20 protein-coding genes and 1 pseudogene are annotated in these 16,260 nt (G+C 35.6%); 13 read left to right on the top strand and 8 right to left on the bottom strand.

Annotated features, from left to right (window positions below; translation table 11 throughout):
* Window position 1 precedes the first annotated feature (1 nt).
* From FJR03_RS04290 to FJR03_RS04320, 7 genes are read left to right on the top strand one after another with little or no spacing between them, the layout of a single operon-like run.
* A complete protein-coding gene (locus FJR03_RS04290; RefSeq protein ID WP_193114422.1) occupies window positions 2-913 on the top strand; it encodes a tetratricopeptide repeat protein in 912 nt (303 codons plus the stop codon).
* A 46-nt stretch (window positions 914-959) separates the two neighbouring features.
* Window positions 960-1,481: an FKBP-type peptidyl-prolyl cis-trans isomerase gene (locus tag FJR03_RS04295; RefSeq protein ID WP_193114423.1), complete on the top strand. Its 522-nt coding sequence runs from the start codon at window positions 960-962 to the stop codon at window positions 1,479-1,481.
* Window positions 1,468-2,238, top strand: a complete 771-nt coding sequence (locus FJR03_RS04300; protein WP_193114424.1) for a DNA-binding transcriptional response regulator — start codon at window positions 1,468-1,470, stop codon at window positions 2,236-2,238. The genes FJR03_RS04295 and FJR03_RS04300 overlap by 14 nt, the downstream gene beginning before the upstream one ends.
* Window positions 2,231-3,169 (top strand): ACP S-malonyltransferase, encoded by a 939-nt coding sequence (fabD, locus tag FJR03_RS04305; protein ID WP_193114425.1) that lies wholly within the window; start codon window positions 2,231-2,233, stop codon window positions 3,167-3,169. The genes FJR03_RS04300 and fabD overlap by 8 nt, the downstream gene beginning before the upstream one ends.
* Window positions 3,170-3,883: a nitrilase-related carbon-nitrogen hydrolase gene (locus FJR03_RS04310; RefSeq protein ID WP_193114426.1), complete on the top strand. Its 714-nt coding sequence runs from the start codon at window positions 3,170-3,172 to the stop codon at window positions 3,881-3,883.
* A 1-nt stretch (window position 3,884) separates the two neighbouring features.
* Window positions 3,885-4,577 carry a 5'-methylthioadenosine/adenosylhomocysteine nucleosidase gene (locus FJR03_RS04315; RefSeq protein ID WP_193114427.1) on the top strand — a complete coding sequence of 231 codons (693 nt, stop codon included), beginning with the start codon at window positions 3,885-3,887 and terminating at the stop codon, window positions 4,575-4,577.
* Window positions 4,577-5,347 (top strand): tRNA 2-thiocytidine biosynthesis TtcA family protein, encoded by a 771-nt coding sequence (locus tag FJR03_RS04320; protein WP_193114428.1) that lies wholly within the window; start codon window positions 4,577-4,579, stop codon window positions 5,345-5,347. The genes FJR03_RS04315 and FJR03_RS04320 overlap by 1 nt, the downstream gene beginning before the upstream one ends.
* Before the next feature lie 130 nt (window positions 5,348-5,477).
* On the opposite strand, the gene FJR03_RS04325 is transcribed toward FJR03_RS04320, so the two are convergent.
* The 7 genes from FJR03_RS04325 to FJR03_RS04355 form a co-directional block, all read right to left on the bottom strand.
* Complete coding sequence (locus FJR03_RS04325; RefSeq protein WP_193114429.1) at window positions 5,478-6,065, bottom strand: DUF302 domain-containing protein; 588 nt, start codon at window positions 6,063-6,065, stop codon at window positions 5,478-5,480.
* 97 nt (window positions 6,066-6,162) lie between these two features.
* Window positions 6,163-6,642: an RDD family protein gene (locus FJR03_RS04330; protein ID WP_193114430.1), complete on the bottom strand. Its 480-nt coding sequence runs from the start codon at window positions 6,640-6,642 to the stop codon at window positions 6,163-6,165.
* A gap of 11 nt (window positions 6,643-6,653) precedes the next feature.
* Window positions 6,654-8,099 carry an IMP dehydrogenase gene (guaB, locus tag FJR03_RS04335; RefSeq protein ID WP_193114431.1) on the bottom strand — a complete coding sequence of 482 codons (1,446 nt, stop codon included), beginning with the start codon at window positions 8,097-8,099 and terminating at the stop codon, window positions 6,654-6,656.
* A gap of 89 nt (window positions 8,100-8,188) precedes the next feature.
* Entirely contained in the window at window positions 8,189-8,587 is a 399-nt protein-coding gene (locus tag FJR03_RS04340; RefSeq protein ID WP_193114432.1) for a hypothetical protein, read from the bottom strand.
* Between the two features lie 10 nt (window positions 8,588-8,597).
* Window positions 8,598-9,938 (bottom strand): Asp-tRNA(Asn)/Glu-tRNA(Gln) amidotransferase subunit GatA, encoded by a 1,341-nt coding sequence (gatA, locus tag FJR03_RS04345; RefSeq protein ID WP_193114433.1) that lies wholly within the window; start codon window positions 9,936-9,938, stop codon window positions 8,598-8,600.
* Between the two features lie 72 nt (window positions 9,939-10,010).
* On the bottom strand, window positions 10,011-10,637 hold the full coding sequence (locus FJR03_RS04350; protein ID WP_193114434.1) for a hypothetical protein: 627 nt from the start codon (window positions 10,635-10,637) through the stop codon (window positions 10,011-10,013).
* Window positions 10,638-11,594 (bottom strand): 5'-nucleotidase, encoded by a 957-nt coding sequence (locus FJR03_RS04355; protein ID WP_193114435.1) that lies wholly within the window; start codon window positions 11,592-11,594, stop codon window positions 10,638-10,640.
* Window positions 11,595-11,739: 145 nt separating this feature from the next.
* Here FJR03_RS04355 and FJR03_RS04360 point away from each other — a divergent pair, with 145 nt between their 5' ends.
* The 5 genes and pseudogenes from FJR03_RS04360 (at window position 11,740) to FJR03_RS04375 (ending at window position 15,205) form a co-directional block, all read left to right on the top strand.
* Window positions 11,740-12,726 carry a DUF2157 domain-containing protein gene (locus FJR03_RS04360; RefSeq protein WP_193114436.1) on the top strand — a complete coding sequence of 329 codons (987 nt, stop codon included), beginning with the start codon at window positions 11,740-11,742 and terminating at the stop codon, window positions 12,724-12,726.
* Window positions 12,719-12,841, top strand: a complete 123-nt coding sequence (locus FJR03_RS11720) for a hypothetical protein (protein ID WP_255524255.1) — start codon at window positions 12,719-12,721, stop codon at window positions 12,839-12,841. Before FJR03_RS04360 ends, FJR03_RS11720 begins: the two co-directional genes overlap by 8 nt.
* Before the next feature lie 12 nt (window positions 12,842-12,853).
* Window positions 12,854-13,768: pseudogene (locus FJR03_RS04365) on the top strand (DUF4401 domain-containing protein); the annotation flags it as partial.
* Window positions 13,768-14,256 carry a GDYXXLXY domain-containing protein gene (locus tag FJR03_RS04370; RefSeq protein WP_193114437.1) on the top strand — a complete coding sequence of 163 codons (489 nt, stop codon included), beginning with the start codon at window positions 13,768-13,770 and terminating at the stop codon, window positions 14,254-14,256. The pseudogene FJR03_RS04365 and the gene FJR03_RS04370, both read left to right, overlap by 1 nt.
* A gap of 49 nt (window positions 14,257-14,305) precedes the next feature.
* On the top strand, window positions 14,306-15,205 hold the full coding sequence (locus FJR03_RS04375; protein ID WP_193114438.1) for an AEC family transporter: 900 nt from the start codon (window positions 14,306-14,308) through the stop codon (window positions 15,203-15,205).
* Here the strand turns inward: FJR03_RS04375 and FJR03_RS04380 are convergent.
* Window positions 15,191-15,613, bottom strand: a complete 423-nt coding sequence (locus FJR03_RS04380) for an NUDIX domain-containing protein (protein ID WP_193114439.1) — start codon at window positions 15,611-15,613, stop codon at window positions 15,191-15,193. The two genes, FJR03_RS04375 and FJR03_RS04380, sit on opposite strands and share 15 nt — an antisense overlap.
* A 120-nt stretch (window positions 15,614-15,733) precedes the next feature.
* Between FJR03_RS04380 and FJR03_RS04385 the strand changes: the two genes are divergently transcribed.
* Entirely contained in the window at window positions 15,734-16,252 is a 519-nt protein-coding gene (locus FJR03_RS04385; RefSeq protein WP_226962179.1) for a YtfJ family protein, read from the top strand.
* Window positions 16,253-16,260: the final 8 nt, after the last annotated feature.

Genomic DNA, 16,260 nt, shown 5'->3' on the forward strand with positions numbered 1-16,260 from the left:
GATGAAACGCAGTACAATAATTTTATTACTTAGTGCTGCTACATCTCTTTCTCTCAACTGTGCCGAACCATCAGCGTTCGGTGCAGGAGATCTTTCAAGCGATAGTCCTTACGGGCTTACTCCAGATGAAAAAGTTATATTAGAAACTAAGAAAAAGCTCAAAAAAGTTGATCTTAGTACAAAAACACATGCTTCACAATTGGACTCTTTGAGAGAAAGAATTGATGGACTTCAAGATATTATAGAAGCACTAAGTAGAAAATCACATAACAATAAAATAGCATTAAAAGAGTTACAAAATAAAGATAAATTAGATGATGAAAACTCTAATGAATATCAAAAAAGACTCTCAGAGGTAGTGCAGCAAGATTCGCAAAGTATTAAAACTTTACAGGAGCAGGTATTAGAAATTTCTAAACTTGTAGACCAGATAAATGCCAACTATGTTTCTAAAAAAGAGTTTAATGATTTAGTAGCAGATATCAATAACTTTAAAGATCTTGTAGCTAAAGAGTTAAAAAGCGGCTCTAAAAAGTCATCTGCTAAAACAAAAAAAGTATCAAGCGCAGATCTTTATAACAGTGCAAAGCAGAATTTTGATAAAAAATATTATACAAAAGCGATTGAACAATACACAGAGTTAATTGCCAGAAAGTATAAACCGGCATATTCACACTATATGATCGGTGAGATGTATTATAAACGTAAAGATTACGCTAAAGCGATCTCTTATTTTAAAAAATCATCAGAGCTTTATGCAAAAGCGTCTTATATGCCAACGCTAATGTTACACACTGCAATATCGATGGATAAGACAGGTGACAAAGGACATGCACACTCTTTTTATAAGGCAATAATTAAAAAGTATCCAAGTTCAAGCGAGGCCAAAAAGGCGAAAAAACTCTTGAATTAATGTTTTTATGTTAAAATCTCGAAATTAATTAAATAAAGGTTATACAATGGCAATTGAAGCAAATCAAATCGTATCTATTGAATATGAGGTACGTGACGGAGATAAAGTAGTAGATAGTAATGTAGGTGCAAACCCATTAGTATTTATGTTCGGTAAAGGTCAAATCATTCCTGGTTTAGAAGAGGGAATTAAAAATATGGCTATCGGTGAGAAAGGTGATGTTTTAGTTCAGCCTGCAGATGCATATGGTGAATATAATCCTGAAGCTACACAAGAAGTTCCAAAAGAGCAGTTTGCTGGAATCGATTTACAAGAAGGTATGACACTTTACGGTCAAGGTGAAGACGGTTCTACTGTACAAGTTATCGTTAAAGAGATCAAAGATGCTGCTGTAATTATCGACTTTAACCACCCATTAGCTGGAAAAAGTTTAATGTTTACAGTAACTATCAACAATGTAAGAGAGGCATCTGCTGAAGAAGCTATGACTGGTATTCCAGAAGAGAATAAACCAGCAGAGTCTGGATGTTGTGGTACTGGTGGCGGCAGCGGCTGTGGATGTCACTAATTTCGTAACAGCTTCTGAAGCGTCCAGTCAAGCTTTTAAAACAGCTACACTGTTAAAATCGCTTACTATTAATGCCCTAATTATGGGTGAAAATGGTGTAGGTAAAAGAACTTTAGCTTCTTTTATCTTGCCAAATGCAACAGCAATAAATGGATCTAATTATGAAGAACTTTTACAGGCAATGGAAAGTTCTAATGAAATAATTATTACAGATATTGACAACTTCCCAAATATAAAACTTTTAATCGATACTATAAAAACAAATAAGGTCAGAGTTGTAGCAACATCTAAACAATCGTTTAGTAATGAACATCTTGATGATATTTTTAGTGTAAAATTTGATATTCCTCCATTGTCATCGAGAGAGGAAGATGTTCAAGAATTAATAGAAGTTTTTGTAAAAGATGCGGTAAAGTTATTTGGCGGTGAAAATAAGTTTGACATTAAAGACTTTAAACCGGATTTATCAGATAATGCTAATTCGTTAAGAAGACAAGTGATGATTAGTTATCTGCTGCAAGATATTGACGATAAAGAGCTGATGGATATTATAGAAAATTATCTGTTTGACAAACTAGGTTCAAACAGTGATTATAGAAACTATCTCTATCTTTATGAAGTTCCTTTGATACGAGCAGGATTAACTAAGTTTAAGTCGCAATTACAATTATCTGATAGATTAGGACTAAACAGAAATACATTAAGAAAAAAGATCTCTGATAACAAAGAGTATTTACAAGGAGAAAATAATGAGTAAAATAGCAATGATTTTTGCTGGACAAGGTTCACAAGCAGTTGGTATGGGGAAAGATTTTTATGAAAATTCTGAACTTGCTCGTGAAATGTTCGAAAAAGCGGGAGAGAGAATAGGTGTTGATTTTAAAGCACTTATTTTTGAAGAGAATGAAAAGTTAAATGAAACGGCATATACACAACCTGCCATTTTATTAGTGCAAATGATTGCATATAAACTTTTTAAAGATGCTTGTCCGGATGTAAAAGCAGAACTGTTTTTAGGACACTCATTAGGTGAGTTCTCAGCTTTATGTGCAAGTGGTGCTATTGATTATATTGATGCAGTAGAATTAGTACATAAACGCGGTTCTTTTATGCAAGAAGCATGTAATGAGATCGAAGCAGGTATGATGGCTATTGTTGGTCTTGGTGATGCAGATGTTGAGAAAATTTGTGCAGATGCACAAGCTGAGGGCAAAAAAGTTTGGCCGGCAAACTATAACCAAGACGGTCAATTAGTTGTAGCAGGATTAAAATCTGATCTTGCTTCATTAGAGCAAACATTTAAAGATGCAGGTGCAAAACGTGCATTACTTTTAAATATGTCTGTAGCATCTCACTGTGATCTTTTATCTCCTGCAGTTGAAAAACTGGGAGCTATTATGGAAACTATGGTAAATGATAGTTTTGAAGCACCAATCATCTCGAACGTTACAACACAACCATACAGTTCAAAAGATGAAGCTATTAAACTTTTAAAAGAGCAATTAACTTCTCCTGTAAAATACAAGCAATCGATTGAAGCTGTTGCAGGTGATCTTGATATGGCTATCGAATTTGGAAACGGTGTAGTTCTTAAAGGTTTAAACAGAAGAATTGCAAAAGATCTTACAACTCTTAATATCTCTGATATGGCTTCATTAGAGAAAGTTAAAGAGGAAATCTGCTCATAAATGAGAATCACTTTAGCACAAACATCTCCTAAACTTAATAGAGATAACCTAAAAGAGGTTATCTCTGTTATAGAAAGTATTAAAGGGAGTTCGGACTTAATAGTATTCCCGGAATTAAGTTTAAGCGGATATATGCTGCAAGATAAACTTTACGAGGATGCTTGGAACGAAGATGAACTTCAAGCACTGAAAGATTTAAGCTATGATATAGATATAGTTGTTGGTGCAGCTTTAAAAGATGGTAATCTGTTTAGGAATACAGCACTGTACTTCAGCAATGGAGAATTTGTTTCTAAACATATTAAAGTACATTTGCCAAATTATGGGATGTTTGAAGAAGCCCGCTATTTTGAAGGTGGAGACAAATTTGAATCCTTTGAAGTAAAGGGTAAAAAGATATCTATGTTGGTATGTGAAGATGTATGGCATGAAAATGTTCATAAAGAGATTATAAAAATGGACCCGGATATGGTCATAACACTCGTAGCATCTCCGGCAAGAGGTTTTCACGATAGTGGCTTAGCTATCGAAGACAAATGGTATAAAATTATAAAAACACTCTCTCATGAATCAAACTCAAAGCTTATTTTTGTAAATCGAGTCGGTTTTGAAGATGGTTTAGGTTTTTGGGGTGGAAGTTGTATTGTTGACAATGGCAATATTATGGCTCAATTGCCAAGATTTATCAAAAGCATAGAAACATTCGAGGTATAAAATGAAAATAGCAATAATGGGAGCAATGCCTGAAGAGGTAGCACCGATATTAGAAAAACTGGGTAACTATACAACTACAGAGTATGCAGGGAACAAGTATTATGAAGCAAACTATAAAGGTGTGGATGTTGTAGTTGCATACTCTAAAATAGGTAAAGTATTTTCTACATTGACTGCAACGACAATGATTGAGCATTTTGGATGTGAGAAACTTCTTTTTAGTGGTGTTGCAGGTGCAGTTAACCCAGAACTTAAAGTTGGTGATTTAGTTGTAGCTACTAAACTTTCACAACACGATCTTGATATTTCTGCTTTTGGTCATCCATATGGATATGTACCTGAGGGTTCTGTTTATGTAGAAGCAGATCCAGAGCTTATCAACATTAGTAAGGGTGTAGCTCAAAGTTTAGGAAAGTCAGTTCGTGAGGGTATTATTGCTACGGGTGATCAGTTTGTTGCCAATGAAGATCGCAAAAACTGGATCGGTGAAACTTTCAATGCCGATGCATTAGAGATGGAAGGGGGCAGTGTTGCTGTTGTATGTAATGCTTTAAATGTACCGTTTTTTATTCTTCGTGCTATCAGTGATGCAGCTGATATGGATGCAAGTTTTTCATTTGATGAATTTTTAGAAACGAGTGCAATTGAATCTGCAGAGTTCGTTATGAAAATGTTGGATGAGATAATTAAATAATGGGAATCAAGCTATCTAAAAAGATTATGTCGAAACTCGGTAAGACAAATGCCGAATTTGGACTAATAGAAGAGGGTGATAAGATTCTTGTAGGACTAAGTGGCGGAAAGGACTCTTTAACACTTGTACATGCTTTAAAAGAGCAACAACGACGTGCACCCTTTAAATTTGATTTTGTAGCGGTTACTGTTACATATGGGATGGGAGAAGATTACTCAAACCTTATTGGACATTGTAAAGAGTATGAGATACCGCACGTAGTTAAAGAGACAGAAACTTATGAGCTTGCAAAAGAGAAGATCCGTAAAAACTCATCATTTTGCAGTTTCTTTTCCCGTATGAGAAGAGGTTATCTATATACCGCTGCAAAAGAGTTAGAGTGTAATAAGGTAGCTCTTGGGCATCATTTAGATGATGCTGCAGAGAGTTTTTTTATGAACTTTATATATAATGGACAGTTACGCTCTTTAGCACCGAAATATACTGCTGAGAACGGTTTAGTAGTTATTCGTCCGCTTATTCAGATGCGTGAGCGTCAACTACGTGCATTTGTTGTTGATAACGGTATTGAAGCGATTGGCGATGAAGCCTGTCCTGCAATGCGTTTTGATGTCAAAATGCCATATGCTAGAGCAAATACAAAAGATATGCTTGAAAAGATGGAAAAAGAGCATCCGCAACTGTTTACTTCATTAAATGCTGCATTTAAAAATATAAGTATTGATAGTTTTTTTCTAACTGAGAAGGATGAAGAAAAAGTAGGATTTTAAAATCCTATTTAAAAAGAGAGTCTCTTAGAAACTAGGAAGTTTCGAAAGAGAGATAGTTTCCTTAGAAAATAAATTTTCTAAAGATGGATTCCTTAGAAACTAGAGAGTTTCTAAAGAAAGGGACTTCAAATTAGAAGTCACCTTTTGCAGCACGCTCTGGAACTTTTTCCATTGCTTCTTTAACTTTTAATGCAGCTTCTAACATTTCTGGAGGAAGTGTTTTACCACCATGGATTGCTAATGTCATATCCATACTTACTAGGTAAGCATCACCATTTCCATATGAAACATACATAATTCTACATGGCATAAAACCACCATAGTATCTTGAGTAGTTAAGGAATACTTTTGCAGTAGTTAAATTACATAAAGAGTAGATTCTTGCTTCTTTAACTTCATCTGGTGCAGCATCTTCTTTTGTATACATTTTCACATAACCAGTAAGTCTCATGTTGTATTCTTCAGTAAGTGCTTCAATTGATTCTTTTACTTCATCACCAGTGATACCTTCTTCAACTTTCCACTCTAGCATCATAGCTCTTGCTGGATCACCATACTCTGTAACTTTAGTGAACATGTTGTCATATGCATCCATAGCTTTGTCATCAAGCGTATGTTGCTTAGTTACAGCTGTCCATCCCATATGCATAGTTGAACATCCTGACATTAAAAACGATAAACCAGCTGCTAATAATACAGCACTTAATTTCTTTTTCATAAATACCCCTACGTTTAATTTTGGAAATTAGGAGTATATTTTACTATGATAATATAAAAGTAGTTTTAAAATATCACAAACTTCTTACAAATTAATATTAAGTGTATATAACTACGGTGTTAGCGAGCATATCGTGGAGAGATTGTTTATTTTTTGTAAAGATTATCATAAGAAAACCTAATCCAAGTAAAAGTGTGGAAGGGATATATCCTAATGATCTTGTAATCGCTTGTTTATTTGAGATATCTTCTAGTGTTTTTGCATCTACAATTTTAATGTTTACGATTTTTTTCCCGGGTGTAGCACCTTTAAATTGTTTCCAAAAAAGAACAGTTATGACTAAAACAGAAATTTCAAAAATAAGTTCCCATGTAAAAGATGTTTGGGGTTGTGAGTTAAGAGCATTAGCGTTACCAGCCATTGCCATTTGTAGATTTTGTTGATATTGGGAAAAGTCAAACCACTCTCCGCCACTGATAAAATAGATAACTATACCAACGGGAAGAGCTAAAAAGAAAGTGTCTAAGAGTGAAGCTAAAAACCTGATACCAAAGCCGGCATATTTTATTTCACTCATAGTTTTATAGATTATACGTGATAGTTAGGAGCTTCTTCTGTGATGATAACATCATGAACATGAGACTCTTTAAGTCCAGCTGATGTGATCTCTACGAATTCTGCTTTATCCCAGAATGCCGGAATGCTTTCACTTCCACAGTAACCCATAGATGAACGAAGACCACCCATCATTTGGTGAACGATACCTGCAATGCTTCCTCTAAATGGAACACGCCCTTCAATTCCTTCTGGTACAAGTTTATCAGCTGCAGTACCTTCTTGGAAATATCTGTCATTAGAACCTTTTTGCATAGCTCCGATACTTCCCATACCACGGTATGATTTGTATTGACGTCCTTGGAACATAATAGTTTGCCCCGGAGACTCTTCCGTACCAGCTAATAATGAACCAGCCATTACACAACTAGCACCAACTGCAAGAGCTTTTGAAATATCACCAGAGTATTTGATACCACCGTCTGCAATTACAGGAACACCATGTTTTCTCGCAGCAGCTGCACATTCATCAATTGCAGAGATTTGAGGTACACCAACACCTGCAACGATACGAGTTGTACAAATTGAACCTGGTCCAATACCAACCTTAACACCGTCAGCACCAGCTTCGATTAATGCTTCAGTTGCTTCAGCAGTCGCAATATTACCTGCGATTACATCAACAGCTAAAGAAGCTTTAATCTCTTTTACAGTATCTAGAATACCTTTAGAATGTCCGTGTGCAGAGTCAAGAACTAAAACATCAACACCTGCATCAACAAGCGCTTTTGCTCTATCCATTTGACCAACACCGATAGCTCCACCAACTACTAAACGACCAAAGTCATCTTTGTTTGAGTTAGGGTATTCTATACGTTTTTTGATATCTTTAATAGTTACAAGACCTTTTAAGAACCCGTCATCATCGATAATTGGAAGTTTCTCAATTTTGTTTTGGTGCATAATATCTGCAGCATCATCAAGGTTAATCCCTTGTTGAGCAGTGATTAATGGCATAGCTGTCATCACTTCAGATACAAGTTTTCTCATATCTTTTTCAAATCTCATATCACGGTTTGTAAGGATACCGAGAAGTTTATTGTGACCGTCTACAACAGGTACACCAGAGATTTTGAACTCATTCATAAGAGCTTCTGCATCAGCAAGTGTAGCATCAGGATGTACATAGATAGGATCGATAATGATTCCGCTTTCAGATTTTTTAACTTTTCTTATTTGTTGGCATTGAGATTCAATATCCATATTTTTGTGGATAATACCGATTCCACCAAGTCTAGCCATTGCAATCGCTGCACGATACTCAGTTACTGTATCCATTGCAGCAGAAACCATTGGAATTTTAAGTGATATATTACGAGTTAGTTTAGTTTCTAGTGAGACTTCTTTTGGAAGAACTTCAGAATATTGTGGTACTAAAAGTACATCTTCAAATGTTAGAGCGCGTTTACGAATTCTCATGGTTTTCCTTTTGCAGAATTAAAATGGTTGTCAATTATTTAAAATTTTTGCATTATACCTTTTTTGTTGTTAAAAACAGGTAAAAAGACTTACTTTTTCTTTCTAAAAAGATGATAGTTTTCAGCTTCCAACATCTCTTCGATATATCCAACTATACATTTTGAACATTCAGTCCAAATCCCTGATGGAAGTCTAACTTCCAGTTTGTTCTTTTCACGAAGTTTGATGATTTTTTTCGCTGAAAGTACTTTTGTTACAGGTGAGAAGTCAACGTCTGTTAAGTCAACGTCATTTTTATAAAAACAAGTTTGTTTTTTAAAGTTACCCCATCCCGGGACACCCTCTTCAGTGTATGGCACTTCATAACCATTTTTAAACTTTATCATCATTTTATAGTGTGAATCTTCAAAAACAGCTACAACTTTTCCAGGCCCAAAAACAAGACCGTATACTTTGTCTTTAATTTTTACATCATCAAAATACGCCATAAAAGTATCCTTATTTGTAATTTAGTTCTTTCTCTAGGCTAAGTGCACCGTCAAAAAGTGTTTGCTCATCATATGCTTTTGCAATTAGTTGCAATCCGATAGGCATACCTTCAGAGTTTTTCATAACCGGCAGTGAAAGTCCAGGAAGTCCTGCAAGGTTTACACTAATAGTGTAGAGGTCGCTTAAGTACATATCCATAGGATTTGCAAGTTCACCGAATCTTGGTGCAACTGTAGGAGCTACAGGTGATAAAATAAGATCAATATCTTCAAATACTCTTGCATACTCCTCTTTAATGATATGTCTTGTTTTTTGCGCTTTTACATAGTAAGCTTCGTAATAACCGCTGCTTAAAACAAAGTTTCCAAGTAAGATACGTCTTTTTACTTCGTCACCGAAGCCTTGGCTTCTAGTTTGTACAAATGTATCTTCAAGGTTTTTCCCTTCAACTCTGTTTCCGTAACGGATACCATCATAACGTGCAAGGTTTGTAGTAGCTTCTGCAGTTGCCGTGATATAGTAAGCTGAGATGTCGTATTTTGCATCCATAAGCTCTTTTTCCACAATCTCATGTCCTGCAGCTTTTAGCGCTTCAGTTGCGAGTTTATATGCATTTTTAATATCTTCGCTTGCATTTTCGATATATTTAGGAACTACAGCTACTCTTAGTTTTCTTGTAGGATCCAGATTTGGTACAACTTTATCATCCATTTTTGCATTTGTAGAATCTTTGTCGTCACTTCCGCTGATGATGTCGTAAAGAATTGCAGCATCTTCAACATTTTGCGTCATAGGACCGATTTGATCAAGACTTGAAGCGTATGCACCAAGACCGTAACGGCTTACTCTACCGTATGTAGGCTTCATACCAACAATTCCGCAGTACGCAGCAGGCTGACGGATTGAACCACCAGTATCACTCCCAAGTGCTGCAATCGCAAGGCCTGCACCAACAGCAGCTGCACTACCGCCTGAACTTCCACCAGGAACACGGTCAGATGCATGAGGATTTAATGTTTTACCGTAGAAGCTTGACTCAGTAGTAGAACCCATCGCAAATTCATCCATATTTGTTCTACCAAACGGAGAAAGACCGGCATCTACCATTTTGTTGATAACTGTCGCATTGTATGGAGCTATATAGCCTTGAAGGATATTTGAAGCTGAAGTAACTGACCAATCTTTTACCTGGATGTTATCTTTCACGGCAATAGGGATACCTTCGCCGAAATCTTTTACATCGATATATGCATTCAGATCTTTGTTCGCTTCAATTTTTTCTGTAAGTTCTTTTTTAAATGTGTTTAATTCTTCTTTTGAGAGTTGTAGGGCTTCTTTTAGTGTAATCATTAAGTTTCCTATGATCGTAAAATTGTTTTTTGTATTATACCTAATTGTGTTTATTTTTTTATTAGAGAATGGTTACAAGTTCGGTTGAAACACAAAAGATCGCATATTGATATCTTGTAGTTGTTTATTCCAGCCTATAAAAATAGTTTTTTCATCTGTTTTCATAGAGGTGAAATTGTTTTGAAAGTAGTGCTTCATAATCTTTGTAAGATCATGATTGTCAGTTACGTCTGCGATCCAAATAAAACTTTTCGTTTTTAGAAGTGGAACCTCTTTTCTACTGCGCATAATATCTCTGAGTACTGTTTCAATTTCATGCTCTTCATCAAAATCTGAAAAATAGGAAATTTCTATAACAGCTTGGAGATCCTCGTCGTCTATAATTTTTTTCCAACGATCCTGAGGGTACTTTTCTGAAAATGTGAAGTTTGTATAGGTTGATTTTGTAGAGATTCCAAAAGAGACGCTTTGGATATATTCAGGTGCATTTGTGTGTAGAAATTTTATGGTCTTATCTGTATGGGTATCGTTTGAGAACCCCTCTTGATCAAAGAACTCTATCTCTTGTAAAGTTTCTAAAACATTATCTTCTTTTACACGGGTTTGATCGTGAACTATTTTTATAGGATAGTTTTCTATGTAAGAGAGATCCTCATCTGAAAACAGAGTTTCTTTTATATATTTAATAATCTTTTCCATTTAGGTCACCTCGTGTAATCGTGATGTTGAAGGGTATAAAACTTTTCCCGAAGGGACTACCAAGGAAGAGTTGTGTAAGTGCACCTCTTGATCATCAAAAAAGATATGTGCTTTAAAAGCTTTTAATATATTGCTTTTTTCGATCCCGCCTAGAAAAAAAGCTTCATCGACATAGACACCCCAATGTCTGAGCGTTTTGATAACCCTGAGATCAGATGGAGAGTTTCTGGCTGTTACTATTGCGATTCTCACCGGAGAGTATTCAACTTTCATAGGAAGCCTCTCTTGAAGTGTAGAGAGTTTTTTTAAAAAACTTGCAAAAGGTCCCTCATTCATAGGAACGTTTTGGGAGTTGTTTTCATTTTCATGAAACGCATCAAGTCCTTTTTCTTTGTAAACCAGTTCACTTGATTCATCAAAAAGTACGGCATCCCCGTCAAAAGCTATTCTTACCTGATCGTCGGGAATGTCGCATTTGTATTTTGGAGGTATTGAGAGTACGGCAGAGGCACATGCCCCGCTGTCTATAACTTTTTGTGCATCCTCTTCGTTGGTTGTTAAAAACAGATCGACATCAAAAGCTTCTAAATAATCGGCACTCGATTCACCTGCCGTAAAAGCTGAACGGGTAACGTTTAAACCAATATTTCGGATAGTATTTAAAACTCTGATTCCGGTTTCTGGAGAGTTCCTTGATATAACAACCACTTCTACAAGGGGAGCTTCATTTTTTTCCTGATATCTGTTGAGGTTGAGAAGCGCTTTGACAAGGGGGAAACCTATCCCCTCATTCAAAGGGTTCTCTTCATTTTCAAGCATATACTGTCTATATTTTTCTATCGCATGATCAGGGTCTTTTTGATACTCTTGGCGAAACAGTTGATCTGATTCTGAGAGATCAAAGAGTGCAGTTGCTGAAATACCGATCACCAATGTGTCTTTTAAATATAGAGCCACCATAAAACCTTTAAAATTATTGTAAGTAGTATATCATATAAATTAAATTGAATGATCTCTATCCTTTGTCTTGTGTACATTTTTAAATATTTTTTAACATTATGTATGATACTATCAGTAATCTTTGAAGAAAAAGAGAAAAGTAATGATGAAACAATCTTCTAAATTAAGAAGTGGAATTACATTTCTGCTTGAAAACAACTACCTCAAACCTGAAAATACAACTTATGCATTGAAACTTAGCGGTATATCTCCTGATGCTCTGCGTTGGCGTAATTTTATCGATACTCTTTTACTAGTCCTCGCAGGCCTGGCCATAGCAGTTGGGATAATGTTTTTTATCGCTTACAATTGGGATGAGATTGGAAAGTTTACTCAGTTTAGCCTGGTTGAGATATCAATAATTATCTCTATGATCATTTATTTTAGAGCAGATAAAGAAAAAATAGCAGCGAAGATTGCATTAACGGCAGCCTCAATTCTTTTGGGTGTGCTGCTTGCTCTATTTGGACAGACCTATCAAACAGGTGCAGATACATGGGAGCTTTTTTTTAACTGGGCATTATTGATTTTACCTTGGGTGTTTATAGGTCGTTTTGCCACTATCTGGGTAATTTGGATTGTATTAATAGATATCTCGATTCTGCTATACTATAAGACCTTTGGTTCACTGTTGGGAACTTTTTTTAGTTCAAAAGATACTTTACTCTGGTCTATGTTCATATTTAATACTGCTATGGTGCTTCTTGGAGAAGTTATATCTCCTTACCAACCTTGGCTAAAAAAAGAGTATTGGGCAAAGCGTTTTATTATGGTTATCGGTGGAAGCTCTATCACTTGGTTAGTTATTGTATATATTCTTGACAGAGATACCGCAATAATACCTACACTGGTTTGGATCCTTTATCTAACTGCTCTTTATTTTATTTACAGAAATATAAAACATGATCTTTTTATGCTTGCAGGGGGTTGTTTCTCTGCTATTTTAGTGGTTACGGTCTTTTTAGGAAAACATCTTACAAAAACTTTTCATGAGTTTGGACTTTTTCTTTTAATGTTTATAGTTGTAGGAATGGGAGCATTAAGCGCAATATGGTTAAAAAACCTCTACAAGGAGTGGCATAATGAATAAACCTGCAGATTCTTTATGGATGCAACTCTTAGAGCAAAACCTTGTAAGTGGCGAAGAGCCATATTATCAGGAACTTTCTTCACCTTGGTACATCAAAATGTTACTCGCTTTTTAAGGGTGGCTTGCTGCTTTATTTTTACTTCTTTTTATCGGAGTAGGGCTCACTTCTATATTTAACAATACTTTAGCTTCTACAATTTTAAGTTTTGTTTTGTTTGTATTAGCTTTTATGATTTTTAAGAATAATAAAAATGATTTTTTAGAACATTTGGCTCTGGCGATTAGTTTAGCGGGGCAGGCCCTTATAATTATTATACTCTATAGACATTTTAAAACAGATACAGAGTTATTATGGTTTATCATCGCAATGTTACAGATAGCTCTTGCCTTTGTTATGCCTAACTATATTCATCGTCTTTTTTCAGCCTATTTCGCGACAATGGCACTATTTACATCTTTTGTAAGTTTTACCTCTGTTTTAGTCCCTCTGTTTATGATGGTAGCTGTCTATCTGTGGCGTTATGAATTTAAATATCCAAAACATATACAAAAGATGCAGGCTTTTGGTTACGGAGTAGTTCTAGCACTTATTCAAGTAGAGGCTTCAGGAGGATATGAAAAGCTGTTTTATCTGTTGAGTCATATGAAACATTCGGTAATATGGATGCCATGGTTGGAGAGTGTTTTAACGACAATAGTAGTATTTTACATGGTGTTTATTATAATAAAAGAATACAATCCCAAGCTTACCAAAGAGCTGCTTATTGTCTTTATCTCTGCATTTGTCGTTTTATCGTGCAGTGCATATTACATCCCGGGAGTTATGCTTGGAGTACTCATCATTTTACTAGGTTTTAATCATAGTAATCGTATTCTTCTTGGTCTTGGGATAATCTCTTTACTCTATTATGTATCGGCTTATTATTATCAACTCAATGTTACCTTGCTAGAAAAGTCAATGATATTTATAGCACTTGGAGTGTTGTTACTCCTTGGGCGCTGGTTGGCGTTTTCTAAATTGCTGTTGAAGAAGGAGTTATAATGGCTAATAAAATTGCTTTAGTATCTCTAATAATTGTTTTAACTCTGGTAAATTGGTCAATATATAAAAAAGAGCAACATCTAAAAGAGGGAGAAGTAGTTTATTTGGAACTAGCCCCGGTTGATCCGAGATCTCTTATGCAGGGAGATTATATGGCTTTGAGATTCAAAGTAGCTAATGAGATTCGCGAAAAATTGCCGAAAAAGAATACTATTTTAGAACCTCAAGAGGGGGATGTTATTGTCTCTCTGGCAGAAAATAGAGTAGCCACTTACAAAGCACTCTATAAGGGGCAAGACTTGGCCGTTAATGAACTGCGTATTCATTACCGTGTAAGAAACCGTCAAGTAAAGTTTGCAACAAATGCTTTTTTCTTTAAAGAGGGGGAAGGAAAAAGATATGAAGCTGCAAGATATGGAGAGTTTCGGGTAGATAACGGTGAGGTTTTATTAATCAATTTGTACGATAAGGAACTCAAAAGATTGTAAATATTTCACAGAGTGATATAATTGCGCAAAAAAATAAGGTTGCGTAAAAGTGGAAAACTTTTTATATATTGTCTTGATGATGTTTTTAGGATACTTTTTTAAAAGAGTAAATATCTTTGAACGTGACGTCGCAACTTCCTTAAACCAGTTTGTGATCTATATCTCCCTTCCAGCACTTATACTTTTACAGATATCACAGCTTACATTCTCTTTTGATATTTTAATCCCTGTAATTGTATCTTGGAGTGTAATGGTATTCTCAGCCTTGATCGTACTAGCTGTTTCTAGGATGATGGAATTTTCAAAAGAGATTACAGGTATGTTAATGCTTGTTGCAGTGCTTACAAACAGTTCGTTTTTAGGTCTGCCGATCATTCAGGCATATTACGGTGCTGAAGCTTTGGCGTATATTATGGTTTACGATCAGCTCGGTGTCTTTTTGGCACTTGCAACATACGGAACTTTTGTAAGTGCTTTTTACAGTGCAACTACGAAGATTACTCCATCTATAATCGGTTATAAAATAATAACATTTCCACCCTTTATAGCTTTGATTGTAGCACTATTTTTAAACGGTATAACATTTCCGGCTTCGATTGAGTTAGTGCTTAATTCACTCTCGGCAACGGTTATCCCTTTAGCGCTTGTAGCAGTCGGTTTGCAACTGGAGTTTAAACTTCCAAAAGATGAACTTAAACCTTTTAGTGTAGCACTGTTTATAAAACTGTTCATTGCACCGCTAATTGCAATAGCTATCTGCTACATCTTTGCATGGGATAACTTAGCCTCAAAAGTCTCAATCTTAGAAGCTGCAATGGCACCTATGATTACGGCGGCTGCAATGGCTTCAATGGCAGGACTCTCTCCAAGGCTTAGTTCTGCGATTGTAGGTTATGGGGTGATATTCTCGTTCTTTACGAGTTATTTGTTTTATCTATTGATACTCTAGACGTATAAACTCTTTATTCTCATTATGTTGTCCAAAAGGGATTAAAAAACGAAGATTTCTGATCATCTTTTTATCGTGTAGCTCTTCAACGGCGTAAACATTAAGAGGTTCATCCTCTTTTTGCTCAAAGTTCCATATTGTGTCGTTGTATGTATAAAATATATGACACTCAAAAGGTTTGCCATCACCATTCATCCCCGACATAACACCTCGATGTTCCCACTCTAATTTAAGTCCCGTTTCTTCCATACATTCACGATCCATAGCATCACTTGGCATTTCTCCTGCTTCGATCTTTCCACCGATACCGTTGAGAGAGTTCTTTTGCCACTCGGGGCGGAGTTTTTCTATAAGAAGAATATTGTTTTTATTTTCGGAGAATGCAAAGCCGACGACGTAAGACTTCATAGATGGTTTCCTATATAGTTAAATTGAAAAAGTATTATATGGAGATATACTTGAAAACAGATTATGGATTACCCTTTTTAGATAGAATAGTTGTACCAGTTTTAAGTTAGGGGAGAGACAATGAAAATAACATCTTTTTTATTTGTAATGATATTTGCTTGGAATTTAGAAGCTTTGAGTATAGGTGAAGCACCTAAAAATATTGTACTAAGCGGAGTAAATGGCGGTCTTGTAAAAGATGGTAGTGAGTGGAGCTCTAGATCGTTAAAAGATAAAGTACTTGTGATGTTTTATGTCGATCCGGATGAAAAAGATCTCAATGAAGATTTTGCCGATGCATTAAAAGCAAAAAACTTTGATAAAGAAAAGTTTGGCAGTATTGCGATCATCAATATGGCGGCATCATGGAAACCAAACTTTGCGATTCAAGTGGCACTTGAAGCAAAACAGAAAAAATTCCCCGATACTCTTTACGTAAAAGATATGAAAAGCGTTATAGTAAAAGAGTGGGGCGTTGCCGATGATAATTCAGATATTTTAATCTTCTCTAAAAATGGTGAACTGCTTTTTAATAAAGATGGTAAGTTAAATGATGATGAGATAGCACAGGCGCTGAAGATTATTGAAGAAAATATGTAAAGTTGTGA

It is taken from the genome of Sulfurimonas marina, assembly GCF_014905095.1.
Classification (GTDB): Bacteria; Campylobacterota; Campylobacteria; order Campylobacterales; family Sulfurimonadaceae; genus Sulfurimonas; species Sulfurimonas marina.